At 49.1% G+C, this 16,544-nt stretch carries 13 protein-coding genes; 6 read left to right on the top strand and 7 right to left on the bottom strand.

Going from position 1 to position 16,544, the window contains the following annotated elements; genetic code table 11:
- Positions 1–4: 4 nt before the first annotated feature.
- A complete protein-coding gene (locus tag KNQ09_RS11865) occupies positions 5–1,177 on the top strand; it encodes a glycosyltransferase (RefSeq protein WP_053452384.1) in 1,173 nt (390 codons plus the stop codon).
- Between the two features lie 41 nt (positions 1,178–1,218).
- On the opposite strand, the gene KNQ09_RS11870 is transcribed toward KNQ09_RS11865, so the two are convergent.
- A complete protein-coding gene (locus KNQ09_RS11870) occupies positions 1,219–5,664 on the bottom strand; it encodes a polysaccharide biosynthesis protein (protein ID WP_214858653.1) in 4,446 nt (1,481 codons plus the stop codon).
- Between the two features lie 183 nt (positions 5,665–5,847).
- On the opposite strand from KNQ09_RS11870, the gene ypfJ reads away from it, so the two are divergent.
- Both ypfJ and KNQ09_RS11880 read left to right on the top strand, forming a co-directional pair.
- Positions 5,848–6,690, top strand: coding sequence for a KPN_02809 family neutral zinc metallopeptidase (ypfJ, locus tag KNQ09_RS11875; protein WP_029343140.1), 843 nt, complete (start codon positions 5,848–5,850; stop codon positions 6,688–6,690).
- A gap of 83 nt (positions 6,691–6,773) precedes the next feature.
- The gene (locus tag KNQ09_RS11880; protein WP_156501855.1) at positions 6,774–6,941 is read left to right on the top strand and encodes a hypothetical protein; all 168 of its coding nucleotides are present in this window, start codon (positions 6,774–6,776) and stop codon (positions 6,939–6,941) included.
- A 60-nt stretch (positions 6,942–7,001) separates the two neighbouring features.
- Here the strand turns inward: KNQ09_RS11880 and KNQ09_RS11885 are convergent, their stop codons facing one another.
- Together KNQ09_RS11885 and KNQ09_RS11890 are read right to left on the bottom strand one after the other, a co-directional pair.
- On the bottom strand, positions 7,002–7,370 hold the full coding sequence (locus KNQ09_RS11885) for a nuclear transport factor 2 family protein (RefSeq protein WP_064300466.1): 369 nt from the start codon (positions 7,368–7,370) through the stop codon (positions 7,002–7,004).
- Positions 7,371–7,392: 22 nt separating this feature from the next.
- A complete protein-coding gene (locus tag KNQ09_RS11890) occupies positions 7,393–7,875 on the bottom strand; it encodes an Rrf2 family transcriptional regulator (RefSeq protein WP_214858654.1) in 483 nt (160 codons plus the stop codon).
- Positions 7,876–8,083: 208 nt separating this feature from the next.
- Here KNQ09_RS11890 and cydD point away from each other — a divergent pair, with 208 nt between their 5' ends.
- The 3 genes from cydD (at position 8,084) to KNQ09_RS11905 (ending at position 12,288) form a co-directional block, all read left to right on the top strand.
- A complete protein-coding gene (gene cydD, locus KNQ09_RS11895; protein ID WP_214858655.1) occupies positions 8,084–9,814 on the top strand; it encodes a thiol reductant ABC exporter subunit CydD in 1,731 nt (576 codons plus the stop codon).
- The gene (cydC, locus tag KNQ09_RS11900; protein ID WP_214858656.1) at positions 9,811–11,520 is read left to right on the top strand and encodes a thiol reductant ABC exporter subunit CydC; all 1,710 of its coding nucleotides are present in this window, start codon (positions 9,811–9,813) and stop codon (positions 11,518–11,520) included. Before cydD ends, cydC begins: the two co-directional genes overlap by 4 nt.
- A gap of 126 nt (positions 11,521–11,646) precedes the next feature.
- Positions 11,647–12,288 (top strand): cyclase, encoded by a 642-nt coding sequence (locus KNQ09_RS11905; protein WP_214858657.1) that lies wholly within the window; start codon positions 11,647–11,649, stop codon positions 12,286–12,288.
- A gap of 40 nt (positions 12,289–12,328) precedes the next feature.
- Here KNQ09_RS11905 and kynB read toward each other — a convergent pair whose 3' ends face one another.
- The 4 genes from kynB to kynU are packed head-to-tail and all read right to left on the bottom strand — an operon-like array spanning position 12,329 to position 16,496.
- Positions 12,329–12,952 carry an arylformamidase gene (kynB, locus tag KNQ09_RS11910; RefSeq protein ID WP_029343146.1) on the bottom strand — a complete coding sequence of 208 codons (624 nt, stop codon included), beginning with the start codon at positions 12,950–12,952 and terminating at the stop codon, positions 12,329–12,331.
- Between the two features lie 13 nt (positions 12,953–12,965).
- A complete protein-coding gene (gene kynA, locus KNQ09_RS11915) occupies positions 12,966–13,805 on the bottom strand; it encodes a tryptophan 2,3-dioxygenase (protein WP_149426635.1) in 840 nt (279 codons plus the stop codon).
- A gap of 23 nt (positions 13,806–13,828) precedes the next feature.
- Positions 13,829–15,208, bottom strand: a complete 1,380-nt coding sequence (locus KNQ09_RS11920) for an amino acid permease (protein ID WP_251133565.1) — start codon at positions 15,206–15,208, stop codon at positions 13,829–13,831.
- A 10-nt stretch (positions 15,209–15,218) separates the two neighbouring features.
- Complete coding sequence (gene kynU, locus KNQ09_RS11925) at positions 15,219–16,496, bottom strand: kynureninase (RefSeq protein ID WP_214858659.1); 1,278 nt, start codon at positions 16,494–16,496, stop codon at positions 15,219–15,221.
- Positions 16,497–16,544: the final 48 nt, after the last annotated feature.

Genomic DNA, 16,544 nt, shown 5'->3' on the forward strand with positions numbered 1-16,544 from the left:
ACTTATGAGTCAAGGGCATATCGCTGTATTTACCGATCATTCTCGGCACATTCCATACGAATCGTTGATTTCCTACTATCCTGTCCTGTTCTACACACAGCCGGGTAAATGCCCGAACTCCTTCGAACAGATTGCCAGCACTGAAATACAGGAAGCTGAGGAACACGATATTCTTCTATACATCATTGATTATGAGACGCGTGGAGAGGAGCTAGCAATTGCCAATCAAATTCGAGCTGTCCGTCCGCGATCTAAAATTCTGATTGTCAAAGAAGCAGTTCGTTTAAAGGGCGATTTTCCGTACCATACCGTTCAAGGAGATGGAATGCTCCGTCTGTTTTCCTATCGTCCCGCCTATCCGAATGAATTGTTTGCTGAAATCCAGCATATTATCCATCCTGAATATCCCATTTTAAAGGATACTATAGCCTTTATATTGCCAATATTTAACGAAGAGAAACGTTTTAATTATGTAAAAGATTTTTTAGAGTCTCTTGCAACCTTCATCAGTGAAGATTATATCCACGCTTCGATCAATTTCTTTGATGATGCTTCGTCTGACCGATCCAAGGCACTCCTCCAAGAATACCGTTCAATTGTCATGGACGCGACGGATACGTTATTCACGGTCGGCTATCTGGAGGTTCATCATGTCGAGCAAAATACACGAAAAGCCGGTCTATTCATCGAAGGGATGAAAAATATCTCGAGTGATTATTATGTGTTCGTCGACGCGGACAATTCGTTTCGGATTGAAGATATCGCCCGGTTGTTGACGATAGCGCAAGAGGGATACTATGACATCGTCGTCGGAACGAAGGATTTGACGATCGAAGACCGGGGAACTGTCCGCCGTTTCATGAGTTTCGGTAAACGGAATCTGACACGGTTCTTCTTACCAAAAGGTGTGACCGATTCGCAGACCGGTCTAAAGATCATTAACCGTCGTGTCGTTCATCGTTTGTTGCCTTATCTGCACGTCGAGAGTGGTCTCGCGATCGATTTAGAGTTGATGTATGCAGCAAAAAAAGAACGCTTGCGGGTCTATCAACAGCCCGTAACCTGTATCGAACGCGAAGGATCGCACGTCAACCTTGTTAAGGATTCGATTGCGTTCTTGCAGACGATGTTCAGTCTCTATCAACGGCATAGAAAAGACGAAGCACCAGTTAAATGAAAAAGGACAACGGGATCGACCCGTTGTCCTTTTTAAATACACTATCTCTTGTTTCGTTTCAGGCTAGGAATTCGTTGCTTGAACACGGACGATAGACGTTGTCGGATAGCCAGACCACGATTGCTTGTCATGAAATAAATCAACAAGGTACTAAGTGGGAGCGCTAAGACGAGAATGGTCAGTCCAGCGTAATAAATCGGACGCAATACGACGGTCACATGTGCCGTCTTTTCGTTCGAACGATACAACTGACTGACGCCGTTTAATGCCGTGTCACCACGCATCATTTCCTGGTCCGTCTGGAGTTTAAATAACGGTGTCGGAGAATCATTAACCGTAAAGCGACCGAGTGGCGCATCACTTTTTATATCCCGTCCCATCTGTGAGGCATCGACGTCAAGCGCACGGGCAGGTTCTGTTGCGAACAGCGTACCGCTTTGCTCGGAGAGAACGAGTTGATCGACTAGAATCAGTTGATCGTACGGTAACACTTCTAAATTCTTCAGACGCAATTGCCCAGCTTTTTTCTCATTTCCACGCGTCCAGATATGCAGTTGCATCCGGACGGTCTTCTTCGGTGGAATGACGATTTGTTCGTAATGGTTCCACTGCTTCTTTTTCTTTTCTTCGACTTCATTGATGAAATCCGTACCGATGACACGATCATCTTTATCTAGGTAATACACTTTGAGGTGTCGTTGACGGACGTTCTTGCTGACGGCGTCGAACTGAATCAAATATTCGTGATCAGGTTTCACCTTCATTTTTTGCGAGGCATATATATACCAATCGCACGAGCAGGTCGGCTCATAATCAATCGTATAGCCATCTTCAGTCTCACTCGCGTCGAACATATCATCCGTGATCGAGACACACGTCGCACAATTCGCTGCCGCTTCCGGTGCGGCGAGGGCTTTGTCGGTGACAATCTCGTTTGGATCAAACTTGTGTAGATCCTTCCAATCGACGAGTGACGGCACCTTGCTCGCATAGGATAGTTCTAGCTGATAGCGTCCCTTCTCGAGTGGGATATCGGATAACTTCACATCGTATAACGCTTGGTAGACGTCACTCAACTCCGTCATCCGGTACGGGAACGCTAAGTGTAGCGGATCGTACGTCACCGTCTGATTACCGATCTGCTGTTGGTGCTTTTGACCGGCTAGAATGTCAGAACGAGACAAGGCGCGTTCGAAGACGACCTGTTTTCCGTCTCGAATTTTGACAGTGATCCGACCATCGTTTCCTGGTGGCGGAGTTAACATCAACTGGAGCTGATAATCGGTCGTTTCCCGAATATCGATCGAACGCTGTAAACGTCCACGTTGCGCAGCGATCCCTTTCCCAAAGCTTAGTCCAGGATAGTTTCGTTCCGACTGCAAGTGCCCCGTGTAATCGAATCCGGTCTCTGCCTCGAGTACCATCAAGGTATTCGTGAAGGCAAGTGTATCGTCGACGCGTTTTTGTAGAGTGGTTAGCTTTTCTTCCGGTATTAGGACGATGTTTTGAATGGCATTAAAGCCTTCCGTGTTCGTCACGCTGAGCGTCGCAGGACCGCTCGGCGTCGTGAACGAACCGAGCGGGACCCAGGCGAGTTTGGCACCTGATCGTTGTTGAGTTGGAATCGTGACGCCTCGTTTATTGAATGTCAGATCGAGTTGTCCGCCTTTTTGGTTCAACAGTACGCGAGCAAAACCAGCGTAACGACCGGCAGGCAAGTCTTTCGTCATCGTAAACGTATTCGGGATCATATAATCCTCATAGCTGAAGATTTTAATATCATGGACCCACCAGTACGTTTTCCGCTCGGGGCGCTGGAAGCTGAGTAGATCGATCCGCATCGTTTTTGCGTTTCGCGGCGTGACATATTCACCTTGTAAGTGAATCGCATCGACATCACCGGAATCACGGGGGGCGACGACATACGTTTGATTCAGCTCGCGATCCTTCTCATCAAAGAACCGGACCTTGACGTGGAGCCGGTCGACCCCGCGACCGCTCGCTGTGATATCAAAGCGATAGGCGTTATTCGGGCGTGCCGGCAGCTTACCGGACTTCGCGACTTGCCAGATATATTTCGGGTCGCCTTCTGCGACTTCAGCATGAAGGACAGGCAGGTTATTATCTTTTGACATCGGATTCGGAGACAAGTCGACGATGTCTGGGTTATCGGCTTTAAAGAATGTCTCATCCTCAAGCATGGAATTAAAAGAGGCGACCTGTTTCGCTTTTAATCCGTCTAATTTGTAGACGGGCGCGTCAATCCGGGCAGAAGCAAACGATAGACCGATCCCGTCTCCGAAGTCGAGGTCAAACGACGGGTTCGTCATACCTTGCGTCCGCAAATACCAGCGCCAGTCATTATTTCGGAGGAACGTCTTACCCCAGTTCAGGAAAGCATTCGCTGAATCAATCGCTTCGAACGGTTTCCAATAGTATTCTTCCGGTACCTGACTGAGAACAAGATCATTCTCCTCGATCATCTCGACGATATCGCCTTTTTTCATCCAGGAGAGGCTATCCTGATGTCCTTGTGTCGCATACAAAATCGATTGACGACCAAGATCGTAGCCATCCAGTGTCGGATAACTGATTGACCGTTCGAGTCCATAAGGGGTCAAAATCAATTGTGGGACGGTCCGTGTATCGAGCGGTGCGATCAAGTCGAACAAGGTGAACAAGCCGACTTGTTTCGTCTGTACGAGATCACGTTGTTCCTTTAGAACCTTTAGATTGAAATCTTGTCGCTCCTTCATCCCCGTGTACTCATCCCGGTAGGCGAACTGCTTCAGTCCGAACGCTTTCGCGATTTGTCCGGCTTGTTCGGACCGACCGGTGTCGAGTAGATACTGCATGAACGTCATCATGTAACCAATCGTCGGCGACGCCCCTTCATGATGAAAGACGGTATCGTGTGCCGACGTATAGACTTGCACGTCACCTGTTGCTTTGATTTCGCCACCTTTTCGTGGATTTTGATTCCAGCGTGGAGTCGCGATGCCGGTACTCGGTTGCGTCATCTCGTCCGCAATCGGGAACTGCAACCACTTCCCATCGACTTCTTCTTGGATAGTGGTGTATTCCTTAGGCATCTTGACCGGATGATAAAAGCCTTCCATATAGACAGTCCGATAAGGGAGGAAAAAGCAGGCGACGACGATCAGTGTCCCGACGATCGAAACAATCCGGTATAGCTGTAAGGGAATCGTCCGGGACGCACGAGTAAAGACAGCGTTCAACCCGACGGCAAGCAGTAAGCTGTAACTGACCATCAAGAGACCAACCAGCTTATTCGGATCGCGGAACATCGCGCCGATCAATGGTGTCTTCGTCACGAACAGGACGAACGCATCCGCAACCTGCTCATGGGTACCGGTCGCAAAGACGATTAGCGGAATCGCGAGTAGACCGAAGAACAGGTGGATTGGTTGTCGGTATGCGACGATAGCTCCTAGTAAAATGAGTAAAAGTGTAATCGCGCCAGCAATCCAAAACGTCAGCGGTAACGTCGTCAAATCAAACATCGGCCACCAATAGCTCGTTAAAAATAAAACATTCGTCCAACTCGAGTGCCGACTGAACAACATCAACGTATCGGAGACATTGATGTTGTGCTGTGAGGCTTGCGATCCGGTCAGAATCGAGCCGACGTACATCAAGAACCAATACCCGTTGAATAGTAGAAAAACGAGACCAAACGCACAGGTTGCCCGAACATAAAACCACAGTAATGACGACCAAATCCGTTCTTTGCGACGCGTCCAACTCGTCTTTAGAAAAATAAGTCCAACCATGATACCCATATAGATCAGCGAGAAGAAGAAATAATGAATTCCCGCCGCCATGAAGGCGAAGACGATCGACAGTCCGGTGATATCAATCCATGTTCGTCGACTCAAGCGATCAGACAAACGAAAACCGGGATCGAGCTGTTCGCGAAACTTCGGATCAAAGATGTTGAAGAACAACATCAAAGCGTAAGGGAAGACGGAATACCCACACAATAAATAGATATGTTGAATCCGTGTGATCACCCATGGGTTTAAGGCATAAAACAACGCAGCGATTGCGAAGGCGATCAGTGAGAGATAGGAAAAGTGTTTCGAGACATAAACGGAATGGAGCCGTTTCGTAAAAGCGAACATCGATAGGGCAGAAATCGTCAACAGTCCAGTGATGAACGACTTGATCAAAACAGGACCGGAAGAGCCAAACAATAGACTGAGTGCATAGAACGGTAGGATGTAGAGTAGTCGTGCGATATTCAGAAGCGTCGTCGTGCTCCAGCGGTTGTTCCAAGCACCGTAGATTTCTTCTAAGTAGCGATGTGAGGACAGTCCGAAAGACATGTCGCTGAACGTCACCATACCGGAACGAAACAACGGGAAGCTATAGATCAGGATGAATACAAACATACCAGATAGGACAAGGATGTCCTTACGGTACGTATATATGAAGTTCTTGAGGCGTTGACGGAACGAATGCATCGGACAACTCCTTTCTGCGAAAATCCGTGCTGACACTCTTCTCTACAGGAGGGCGATATTCCTAGAAATGGATGTACTTATTTTAGCAATGATCGGTTGAATTTCCGTCCGCCGTAAGTCGGAGCGTTAAGGAGAAAGGCTTCAGGGTAAAGACCTACAACGAAACGAGTAGGAGGAAAGCGTATGAAATGGAAGGGAAGAGAACGGAGTTCGAACGTTGAGGATCGACGGGGAATGGGAGGGAAAGGAATTGCCGGCATCGGTGGTGGTGTCGGGATCATCCTGCTGATCGTCATCACCTTGATGGGCGGTAATCCAGCTGAATTACTCGGAGACTTAACCGGTGGAGATCAGCAAAATACGACATATGAAGAAACAGCACAGGAAAAAGAAGCAGCGGACTTCGTCTCCGTCGTCTTAGCAGATACGGAACGGGTCTGGACGAAAGAATTCAAAGAAGATGGTAAGACCTATAAAAAACCGAAGCTCGTCTTATATACGGATCAAGTCAGTTCGGCTTGCGGACAAGCAGGGAAGTCCGTCGGTCCCTTTTATTGTCCCGGTGATCAGAAATTATACATTGATTTAAGCTTTTATGATGAACTGCAGACGAAGTACGGGGCACCGGGAGATTTTGCGATGGCATATGTCATTGCACATGAGGTCGGACACCATGTCCAGACGTTACTCGGAAAGTCGGATGAGATCATGCCACTTCGAGAGCAAATGAGTGAGGAGAAGTTCAACAAGTACCTCGTTCGATTCGAGCTACAGGCAGATTATTATGCCGGTGTCTGGGCGCATCATGCGCAAGGAGAAAACTTGCTCGAAGAAGGCGATCTCGAAGAAGCGTTGACGGCAGCGAATGCTGTCGGAGATGATACGTTACAAGAGAAAGGACAAGGATATGTCGTACCGGAAAGTTTCACTCACGGCACATCGGCGCAACGGGAGCGTTGGTTCCAAAAAGGCTTTGATAACGGCACGATCGAAGGTGGAGACACATTCAAAGCGAAGAATCTATAAGACAGAGCAACGACAGTCCTTTTGAAACATCTTCCAGTCGTTTCCGTAAAGAAGAGGGAAGGATTCAAAGGAGAGTGTCGAAGTTGAAGCAGATCAGTCTATTTTTATTGCTGTATACGGCTGTCGTCGTATTGACGTACATCGTGTCACGATTTGCGCCAGACTTGTTGGTCTACATGGTCTATATCGCGATTGCATCATTACTTGTCATCACGGGCTATTTGTTGAAACGGCTCGTACTGAAGCGCTAAATACAAAAAACCTGTGTTCTGCTTACGCGGAACACAGGTTTTTTGTATTTAAAAGCCATCTTATGAACGGAACATCGTCGGATCATCTGGAACGTTCTCCAGGTAAGCGATCCGTCCGTTTTCATCGAGACGTGCGATATCTTTTCCGTCTTGCGTGAAGACACTACCGTCTGCCCGTTTTCCGCAAACTGCCCAGCGTGTTTCATATGTTCCTGGTGTTGTTTCTTCCCAGCCTGCATACATGTGCTTAATGTCTTGATTCGCCGTAAACACATGACGGACGAACTGTTTCCAGGCGTCGATGCCGTGCTTTGGTTGTCCGTTCAAGACGAACGTGATGTCTGTCGTGAATAAGGAAACGAGATCCTCGAAAGCATGTGCGTCTGTGCGTGACGCGTCGAATAAGTCGAAATAACGATTCAATACCATAGTAAAAACCTCTTTCTGTACATTAAAGTGTCATCATCCGGTCTGTGATTAACGCATGCAATCGTTCTAAATGCTCCGGTGGACAGGAGGCATCAATCGCTTGACGGATCGAGCCGATCGATTCGCGCTTCAACGTCGATTGCCACGCCTCTTCCGCCTCTGTCATCAGATTCGAGAGTAGACCGATTTCCTGTTCCTGAATTCCCATCAAATCCTCGAAGACACCGCTTGACGCATACAACGTCTGCTTGCCCTCGATCGCTTGATAGACGTCAAAGATTTGAATTTCGTCTGCCGGACGCCGTAAACGAAAGCCGCCTTTGACACCCTGTACGGAATACAACAGATCCGCCTGGACGAGTTTTCGTAAGAGCTTTTGGAAATAAGTCGGCGAGGCACCAAGTTGCTGGCTGATGAATTCACCGGGCAACACAGCGCGATCCGGAAGGAAGGTCAAGAGCAACATCGCGTAGACGGATTGCTCGACCCCGGTTTTCATTTGCATGAGAAATCCCCTTTCGTTAAACGTGGATAATGTATATCCATAATAGTTTTATTCGAAAGAATTGTCGAGTCATATGCTCTCACAAAACCGTCACACCTTTTCGACAGCATCTGCATGGCATCCCCGTTCCGGATTCGGTATACTGAATGTACGATATGTGAAAATATTCACTAAAAGTCGTTCACACTTTGTGAAAGGACGTTTGTATATGAATCCATTAAAAGGAATCGTCGAGATTCCACGCAGTATTCTCATTCAATTCATTATTGCAGCTTTCCTGATGGGGGTTGCGGTCGTCGGTCAATCGTATGGTATCGTGTTGACGGTCGATCGGATTTTCTTGAAGGAAAAACCGTTTGAAGCCGTCATTCCGTTACTGCTCGTCGTCCTCGGGATGCTGTTGCTCCGGGTCGCCGTGACGTATTGGAACGGTCGTCTCGGTACGACGTTATCGGCACACATGAAGCAGGCGCTTCGGGAAGCGCTCGTTGCGAAATACACGGGTCGTTCGGTCGAGATGATGCTACAAGGGCAAGCGGGACAGAAGGTCAGTGTCTTGCTCGACGCTGTAGACGAGATGGACAGCTACTACAGTCAGTACTTGCCGAAAGTAGTCCAGACGACGATTGTTCCCTTGATGGTCTTGATCGCGGCATTCAGCTATGACTGGATCACCGGTCTCGTCATGATGATTACGGCACCGTTCATTCCGTTGTTCTACATCATCATCGGCATCATGACGCAAAAGCGGGCCGATGCTCAACTCGAGAAGATGACGGCATTCTCGGGAACGTTCCTTGATACGTTGCAAGGACTGACGACCTTGAAGTTATTTGGTCGTGCGAAACGACAACGTGACGTCATCGAAAAAAGCAGTCTTGATTTCCGGGATGCGACGTTAACGGTCTTGAAGCTCGCCTTCTTGTCGTCGTTGATGCTTGAGTTCATCTCGATGCTCAGCATGGGAATGATTGCGCTTGAAGTCAGTCTGCGCTTGATTCTGTTCCAAAGCATCACCTTCATTCCGGCATTCCTGATGCTCGTATTGGCACCAGAATACTATCTTGCCTTAAAAGAGATGGGAGCTGCCTTCCATACGGGACGCGGTAGTGTCGCGGCAGCGAAACAGATTGCAGCCGAACTAACGGCAGACGATCGTCCTGTTGCCTTTGGTCAATCAGAACTTGCGATGAACCGTCCACCACGAATCGTTTTGGATGAAGTTGATTTTACGTATCAAGAAGGACGTTTTGCCTTACAAGACGTGACACTTGCGATTGAGCCGTATCAAAAGGTGGCATTGATTGGTCGCAGTGGTGCCGGTAAGTCGACTGTCTTACAGTTGATTGCCGGACTCGCGGATCCAAAAGAAGGACGGATTCTGCTCAACGGGATTAATCGCAGTCAGGTGGAGGAAGCGAGCTGGTTCCGTCAGTTGAGCTACATCTCGCAGCATCCGTATCTGTATGCCGGAACGCTGGCAGAAAACATCGCGATCGGTGAACTCCGTCAAGCGACGCCGGAAGATATCTTTGAGGCGGCGCAGGCAGCAGGGCTCGAGGAGCTGATTGCGACGTTACCTGAAGGGATCGACACGGTGATCGGAGAAGGTGGACGTGGTCTATCAGGTGGCGAGAAACAGCGCGTTGCGTTGGCACGCGCGTTCTTGAAACGACCGAACGTCATCGTCTTTGATGAACCGACGACAGGACTCGACGTTAAAACGGAGCGACTGCTTCAACAAGCGATCGAACAGCTTGGGCAAACAGCGACAGTCATCACTGTCGCACACCGTCTGCATACGATCGAGCGCTCAGATCAAATCGTCGTCCTCGATGGCGGACGAATCGTCGATCGTGGCACTCACGATGAACTGCTTGGACGTGATTCGGAATATGCCCGGATGCGTAGCGTCCAAAGAGGGGAGGAAACACGATGAAGGAACTACTAGGAGTCTTTCGGTTGATGGTGCATCAAAAACGCGATATCGCCTGGTCGATCTTCTTCGGTGTCCTCGCTGGAGTGACGGCGGTCGGGTTATTCGCAGCAAGTGGTTATCTGATTTCAAAGGCAGCCTTATTACCACCGATTCAGACGCTTGCCGTCTTGATTGCGCTACAAAAAATCTCGAGTTTGACACGTGCCGCCAGTCGATATGCGGAACGTTATTATTCGCACCGGGCGACGTTTACGATCCTTAGTGATATCCGGACGTCGTTCTACCGGAGACTCGAGCCGCTCGCGCCAGGAATTTTCGGTAAATACCGGAGTGGGGACTTACTTGCTCGGATCGTTGGGGACGTCGAGAGTCTGCAAAATACGTTTTTACGTGTTCTCTATCCACCGATTGTCTTGTTGCTTGTCTTCTTCTGTACGATCTTTTTCGTCAGTTTCTTCTCGTGGACGATTGCCGGGATTCTACTACTTGGTTTGATTCTGACGGGTTTCTTGATTCCGGGTTGGTTCGCGTACCGCGAACAGCGTTTCGCACGCTCAGTTCGTGTCCGCCGTGGTGACTTGTCGACAGAAGTGACAGAGTTGTTCCAAGGCTATCGTGACTTAAAGATTTACCAGCAACTTGATCAAAAAGAACAGGACCTGAATGCCGTCGCGAAACGATATGTCGAGGAAGAAAAACGGAATGGATTACATGCCGTCTCGAACTTGGCTTTGAATACGATGGTGACGCTGATCATCTCTTGGCTCGTTCTTGGTGTCGGTGCCTATCTCGTCGCGAGTGGACAACTCGAAGGTGTCTTCCTTGCCTTACTCGTCATGACATCACTGACGGTCTTCGAGAATGCGGCACCGATGGCGATTTTACCAGGCTTCTTTGAAGATAGCCGCCATGCTGCGAAACGACTCGATGAAGTCGTGACCGAACAAGCGGAGCCAATCTATGACACGTTCGTTCTCGATCAGGCACCATCCTTTGAAACGAATGCATTGACGTTCACGTTCCCTGATGCACCGCGCCCGGTCTTACGTGACGTTACCGTCTCGATTCCTGCCGGCAAGAAGACGGCAATCGTCGGGGCGAGTGGTTCTGGGAAATCCACGTTACTTCAATTGATGTTACGGATGTATCCGACAGACGGATTAACGATTGCTGGTCAAGATAGTCGGACGGTTGATCCGGAAGGGCTTTGGCAACACGCAAATGTCGTCTTGCAACAGAATCATTACTTTTATGGAACGCTTCGCGATAATCTATTGCTCGCAAACGAAGCAGCAACGGACGAGGCGATGCGTCAAGCGCTCGATGATGTCGGATTAACGACGTTCGAATTAAACGATCGTGTATTTGAAAAAGGCGAGAACTTGTCTGGAGGAGAAAAACAACGCTTAGCAATTGCCCGTGTGCTTTTGCGGGAAGCGTCGCTTTACTTGCTTGACGAACCAACGTCTTCCGTCGATGCTTTGACGGAACAGATGATTCTCGATCGACTGTTCGCACGGGCAGCGGACGCGACACTTGTCCTTGTTAGCCACCGGTTAGCAGGTCTTGAAGCGATGGATCAAATCATCGTCATGGATCAAGGTCACGTCATCGAAGTCGGAACGTATGCCGAATTGATGGCGCGACAAGGGGCGTTCTATGAGTTAAAACAAGTCGAACAGTCCGTGTTTGCTCCGATTGGATAAAGATATAGGATTGGCGATGACCAAATGTGGTGCATCGCCTTTTTTAGTTTATAAGGGAGAGCCGAAAAAGACATGACAGTCTACTTTTTGAAATGGTAAAGTCTAGAAAAAACGCGGAGGGATTTCATGCGCATTACACAATCATCTATCGTCGTCGATCAGACGACCGTTTCATATGATCATTTTCAAATGGGATCCAAACAGGTCTGCTTCTTGATCTCGGGAGCATCTTATTTGTACGATCATCCTTACTTCTACTACAGCCGGATGGCACTACTAGCTCGAGACATCGATGTCATCTGTATTCACTATGTGACGGAAGAGCTCTTTTCGATGACAGACGCAGAATCGAATGTCTGCATGACGCGCCGGGTCGACGCTGTCGTCTCAGAAGTGCTTGCGACACATACATACGAAAACGTTCAGTTCATCGCAAAGTCGTTAGGAACGATTCCGCTAGCGGCATTGCTTGCTAAGCCGAATCTACAGAGAGCACGCTTCGTCTTCTTAACACCCGTTCTTGAAGCCGAAGTAGTCGATCAAATCGCCACATCGTCGCAAGCTGGACTCCTTGTCATCGGAACAGCCGATAAGTTTTATGATGAAGCGGCACTTGAAACGTGTCGCACCTCACAACTGACGATTGATGTTATTGAAGGAGCGAATCATTCTCTGGATCAAGGATTCGAGGTCGATCCATCGCTTGCAGTCCTTGGACATGTCGTTCGTCAAATCGAAGCCAGTTTGTTCGAACCACTACCTAAGTAACAAAAAATCCGTCCAACAGAGAGTCTGCTGGACGGATTTTTTAGTATGGACGAAGTAAGGCACGGACGGGACTACCGTCGCCGTCGACGAGCGGAAGTGGAACAGCGTTGAGGTGGTAATCACCAGGCGTGATCGCATCAAGGACGAGTCCTTCAAGGATATGGACTCCATGCTGCGCCAGTGCGTGATGGGCCGCCATTTCCTTACTATCGATCGCATCGACGCTTGGTAAGTCGAGACCAATCAGCGAAATCCCGAGTTCTCCGAGACGCTCAGCAAGACTTGGCGTCAAGACGGGAATCGTTTCTGGGAAAGTTGATTTGTCGATCCAACCATCTGTTTTGATGATCAAGCGCTGGACATCATTTAGCTCAAAGCCATCTAAATCAGCGGCTGTGATTTCTGTACGACCTGGTAAGTAAATGACGCGCGCATGTCCGATGTAGAGATCCGGATCAAGATCGATGATTTTTTGTCCGGCATCGTCAAAATGAAACGGCGCGTCGACATGAGTGCCAGTATGCAGACTCATCGTTACCTTTCCGACGTTAACGGAACCGGTGTCTGCCTTATTCCATGTCAATGTCGCTTCAAAAGGTGTATCTCCCGGCCACGTCGTGACGTGGCGATCAAGTGGTTGTGAAACATCAATCCATCGTGTCATCGCTTCATCCTCCTCATAATGTCGTGCGGACTGACCACAGTTCCGGGAAGAATCGGTGGTCGAGCACACGTCGTAGATAACTGACACCAGAAGAACCGCCCGTTCCTGGCTTTTGTCCGATGATCCGTTCGACGGTACTCATATGGTTAAAGCGCCACATCTGCTGCTGGCTCCCGATATCAAGTAGTTTTTCACCGAGCTCATACAGATCCCAGTATTGTTCAACATCCCGATAGACGGTCGCCCAAGCTGCTTCGACACTTGCATTCGGCGTCCAGTCTTGCGTGACATCACGATCAAGGACGGATTGGTCGATCGGTAGCCCATGGCGCGCCATCGCCCGGATCGTTTCGTCGTAGATGCTTGGTGTCTTCAAGTCTTCGAGCATCATCGGATAGAGTGTTTCGTCATGCGCATACACTTTTAGCATCTGCTCATTCTTGAAGCCGAGCGCGAATTCGATTTGACGGTTTTGATACGATTGAAAACCGGATGAGTGACCAAGCGCGTCACGGAATTCCAGATATTCGGCAGGGGTCAAGGTCGACAAGACATTCCACGACTGAATCAACTGGTGCTGAATCTTTGAGATACGTGCGAGCATCTTAAAGGATGATTCGAGATCATCGTTTGCGACCGCTTGCGTCGCTGCTCGCATCTCATGCAGGATCAGCTTCATCCAGAGCTCGCTCGTTTGATGAATAATGATGAACAGCATCTCGTCATGATGCCCCGATAAGCGATGTTGACTCGTAAGCAATGGATCTAGTTGCAAATAATCCCCGTAGGACATATCTTTCTTAAAATCCGTTTGAATCGATGCTTCAATAGACGTAGGATCTGTCTTTGTCATTCCCATTCAGCCCCTTTATCATGTTAATTCAGTTTTCGTTTTTCAGCGGTCTGTGGTTGTTCCGGATGCGCCCGTTTCCAGAAGAAATAGGCAATCGACAAGAACACTAACCACGGGACACCAAACTTCAAGACGATTTGAAAATCTGTGAACCATGTCGTTAGGACGAGTGCGAATAACAACAATGCACCGAGGGCAGTCAAATACGGATAGCCCATCATCCGGACCGGTAACGTCCGTCCACCTTCACGTTCCCATGCTTTACGGAAGTACAGATGGGAGATGAAAATCATGAACCATGTGAAAATCGCCCCGAACATCGAAATCCCCATCATGAATGGATAAGAAACGCTCGATTGACTGCTGATGATCCCCGCGAGAAAAATCCCGAGTGTCGACAAGGCGAGTGCGAAGAGTGGTACACCTTTTCGATTCAAGCGCCCAAATACTTTTGGCGCATACGTTGCCTTCGATAACGAATACATCATCCGTGTCGAAGCATACAGTTGACTGTTCATCGCAGACAGCGCCGCCGTCAGGATGATGAAGTTCATGATGCCGCCTGCATATGGAATCGATAGCATCTCCATTACTTTAACGAACGGACTTTGATCGACACCGCCTGCTTGTTGCCATGGAACGATCATCAACATCAAAGCAATCGTGATGACATAAAACGTCGAGAGACGGAAGACTGTCGCTTTTAATGCTTTCGGTACGGCGACATCTGGATCCTTCGCTTCACCAGCGGTTACGGCAATCAATTCCGTTCCGAGGAAGCTGAACAGGGAGATGAAGATCGCGATCCAGAGACCTGAGAAACCGAACGGCATGAAGCCACCGTCATTTGTGAAGTTTTGTGGACCAATCTCAGGACTTGGACTACCGATGACCAAGTAGGCACCGAGCAGGATGAATAGCAAGATGGCACTGATTTTAATGACTGAGAACCAGTATTCGAAGGTCGCGAACGTATTGACTGTCGTGGCATTGATGTAAATCAACGCGGCAGCGAATACGAGAATCCAGACGACTCCGGGAACGTCCGGGAACCAGTATTTCATATAGATGGCAATCGCACTGACTTCAACGCCGATCGCGAGAACGTTTGCGATCCAGTATGAATAGCGGACGAGAAAACCCGCATATGGACTAATGTATCGTTCGGCAATCGTACCGAACGAGCCAGATGTTGGATGAGCGACCGTCATTTCAGCCAGACAGCCCATTAAAAGTAGGACGATGAAGGCGCCGACAGCGTAACTGATCAAAACGCTCGGTCCGGCAAGCCCGATCGCAAGCCCACTTCCGAGGAAGAGACCAGTTCCGATCGCACAGCCCATTGCAATCATCGTGAGTTGGCGTGTCTTGAGTTCACGCCGTAGTTCAGTAGGTTGTTCCATGGTGTACTCCTTAAGCAACGACTTCGCGTTCATTCGCGAAACGTTCGTATTCTTTATCTTCCATGATTCGTTTGAGTGTCGCGACGACGTCATAGACATCGGTAAACGTATTGTAGAGCGCGACGGGTGCTAGACGGACGATGTTTGGCGCCCGAAAATCGGGGATAATCCGATTTTCCTTGAGTGCTTTACAGATCCGTGCTGCTTCCGGGTGCTCGAGGCTGAGATGCGCTCCGCGGCGTTTATCGTCAATCGGATTTCCGATGACGAAACCGTACGGTGTGAGTTCCTGCTTGACGAGTTCCATCATGTACTGCGTCAGCGCGAGTGATTTTGTCCGAACGGCTTCGATACCGACTTCGTCAAACATCTCTAACGCACCGATTTGTGGAGCGAGACTTAAGACGTGTGGTGTCCCGATCTGGAAGGCACCGGCATGTGCCGCCGGTGTCATCGTATGATCCATATCGAACTGCTTATCCTTCCGCGAACCGAACCAGCCCGTCAGACCAGGCAACGTTCCGAAATGACGTTCGTGGACGAACAATCCACCAACCGTTCCAGGACCGCCGTTCAAGTGCTTGTAATTACACCAGTAGGCAAAGTCGACACCCCAGTCATGGAACGCGTGGGGAACGGCTCCGACGGAATGGCAACCATCAAAACCGATCAGGATGCCACGGTCGTGTGCCGCCTTCGTCAAACGCTCCATATCGAGAATTTGTCCACTTCGATAAAGTGCCGCCGGCAAGACGATCAACGCGATATCATCCGTCATCGCGGCGATGATATCGTCTTCCTCTAAAAAGCGACCGTCACGACTCGGAACTTGGACGAGGTGTGTCTCTGGATCCAGTTCACGTAAGCGAAGTTGGCTTTGGAGGGCATAGATGTCCGACGGGAACGTCAGCGCGTCCGCTAAAATCTTGTCTCGACCTTCCGTTGGTTGAAAGAATGTCGCGACGAGTTGATGGAGATTGACGGTCGTCGAACCGGTTACCATGACTTCTTCTGCTTGTGCGCCGACGAGCGGAGCGTTGAGAGCAGCGAGACGTTCCGATAATTCGAACCAAGGATGACGTCCTTTCATCCAGCCATCGATTCCGAGTTCTTTCCAGTCTGATAGCGACTCGAGCAACGTCTTCTCAGCACGCTTCGACAATAAGCCGAGCGAGTTTCCGTCCATATAGATACTACCCGGTTGCAGGTAAAACTCATCACGATAGGCAGCGAGTGCATCTTGCTCATCCTGAGTAACAGCATCGCTCCGTTTTGCTTGCAGTGTCATACGTCATCCTCCTCAAATGAATGCTCAATCAATTTTGACAAAAGCGTA

Source organism: Exiguobacterium sp. s191, from assembly GCF_018618955.1.
GTDB classification, from domain to species: Bacteria; Bacillota; Bacilli; order Exiguobacteriales; family Exiguobacteriaceae; genus Exiguobacterium_A; species Exiguobacterium_A abrahamii.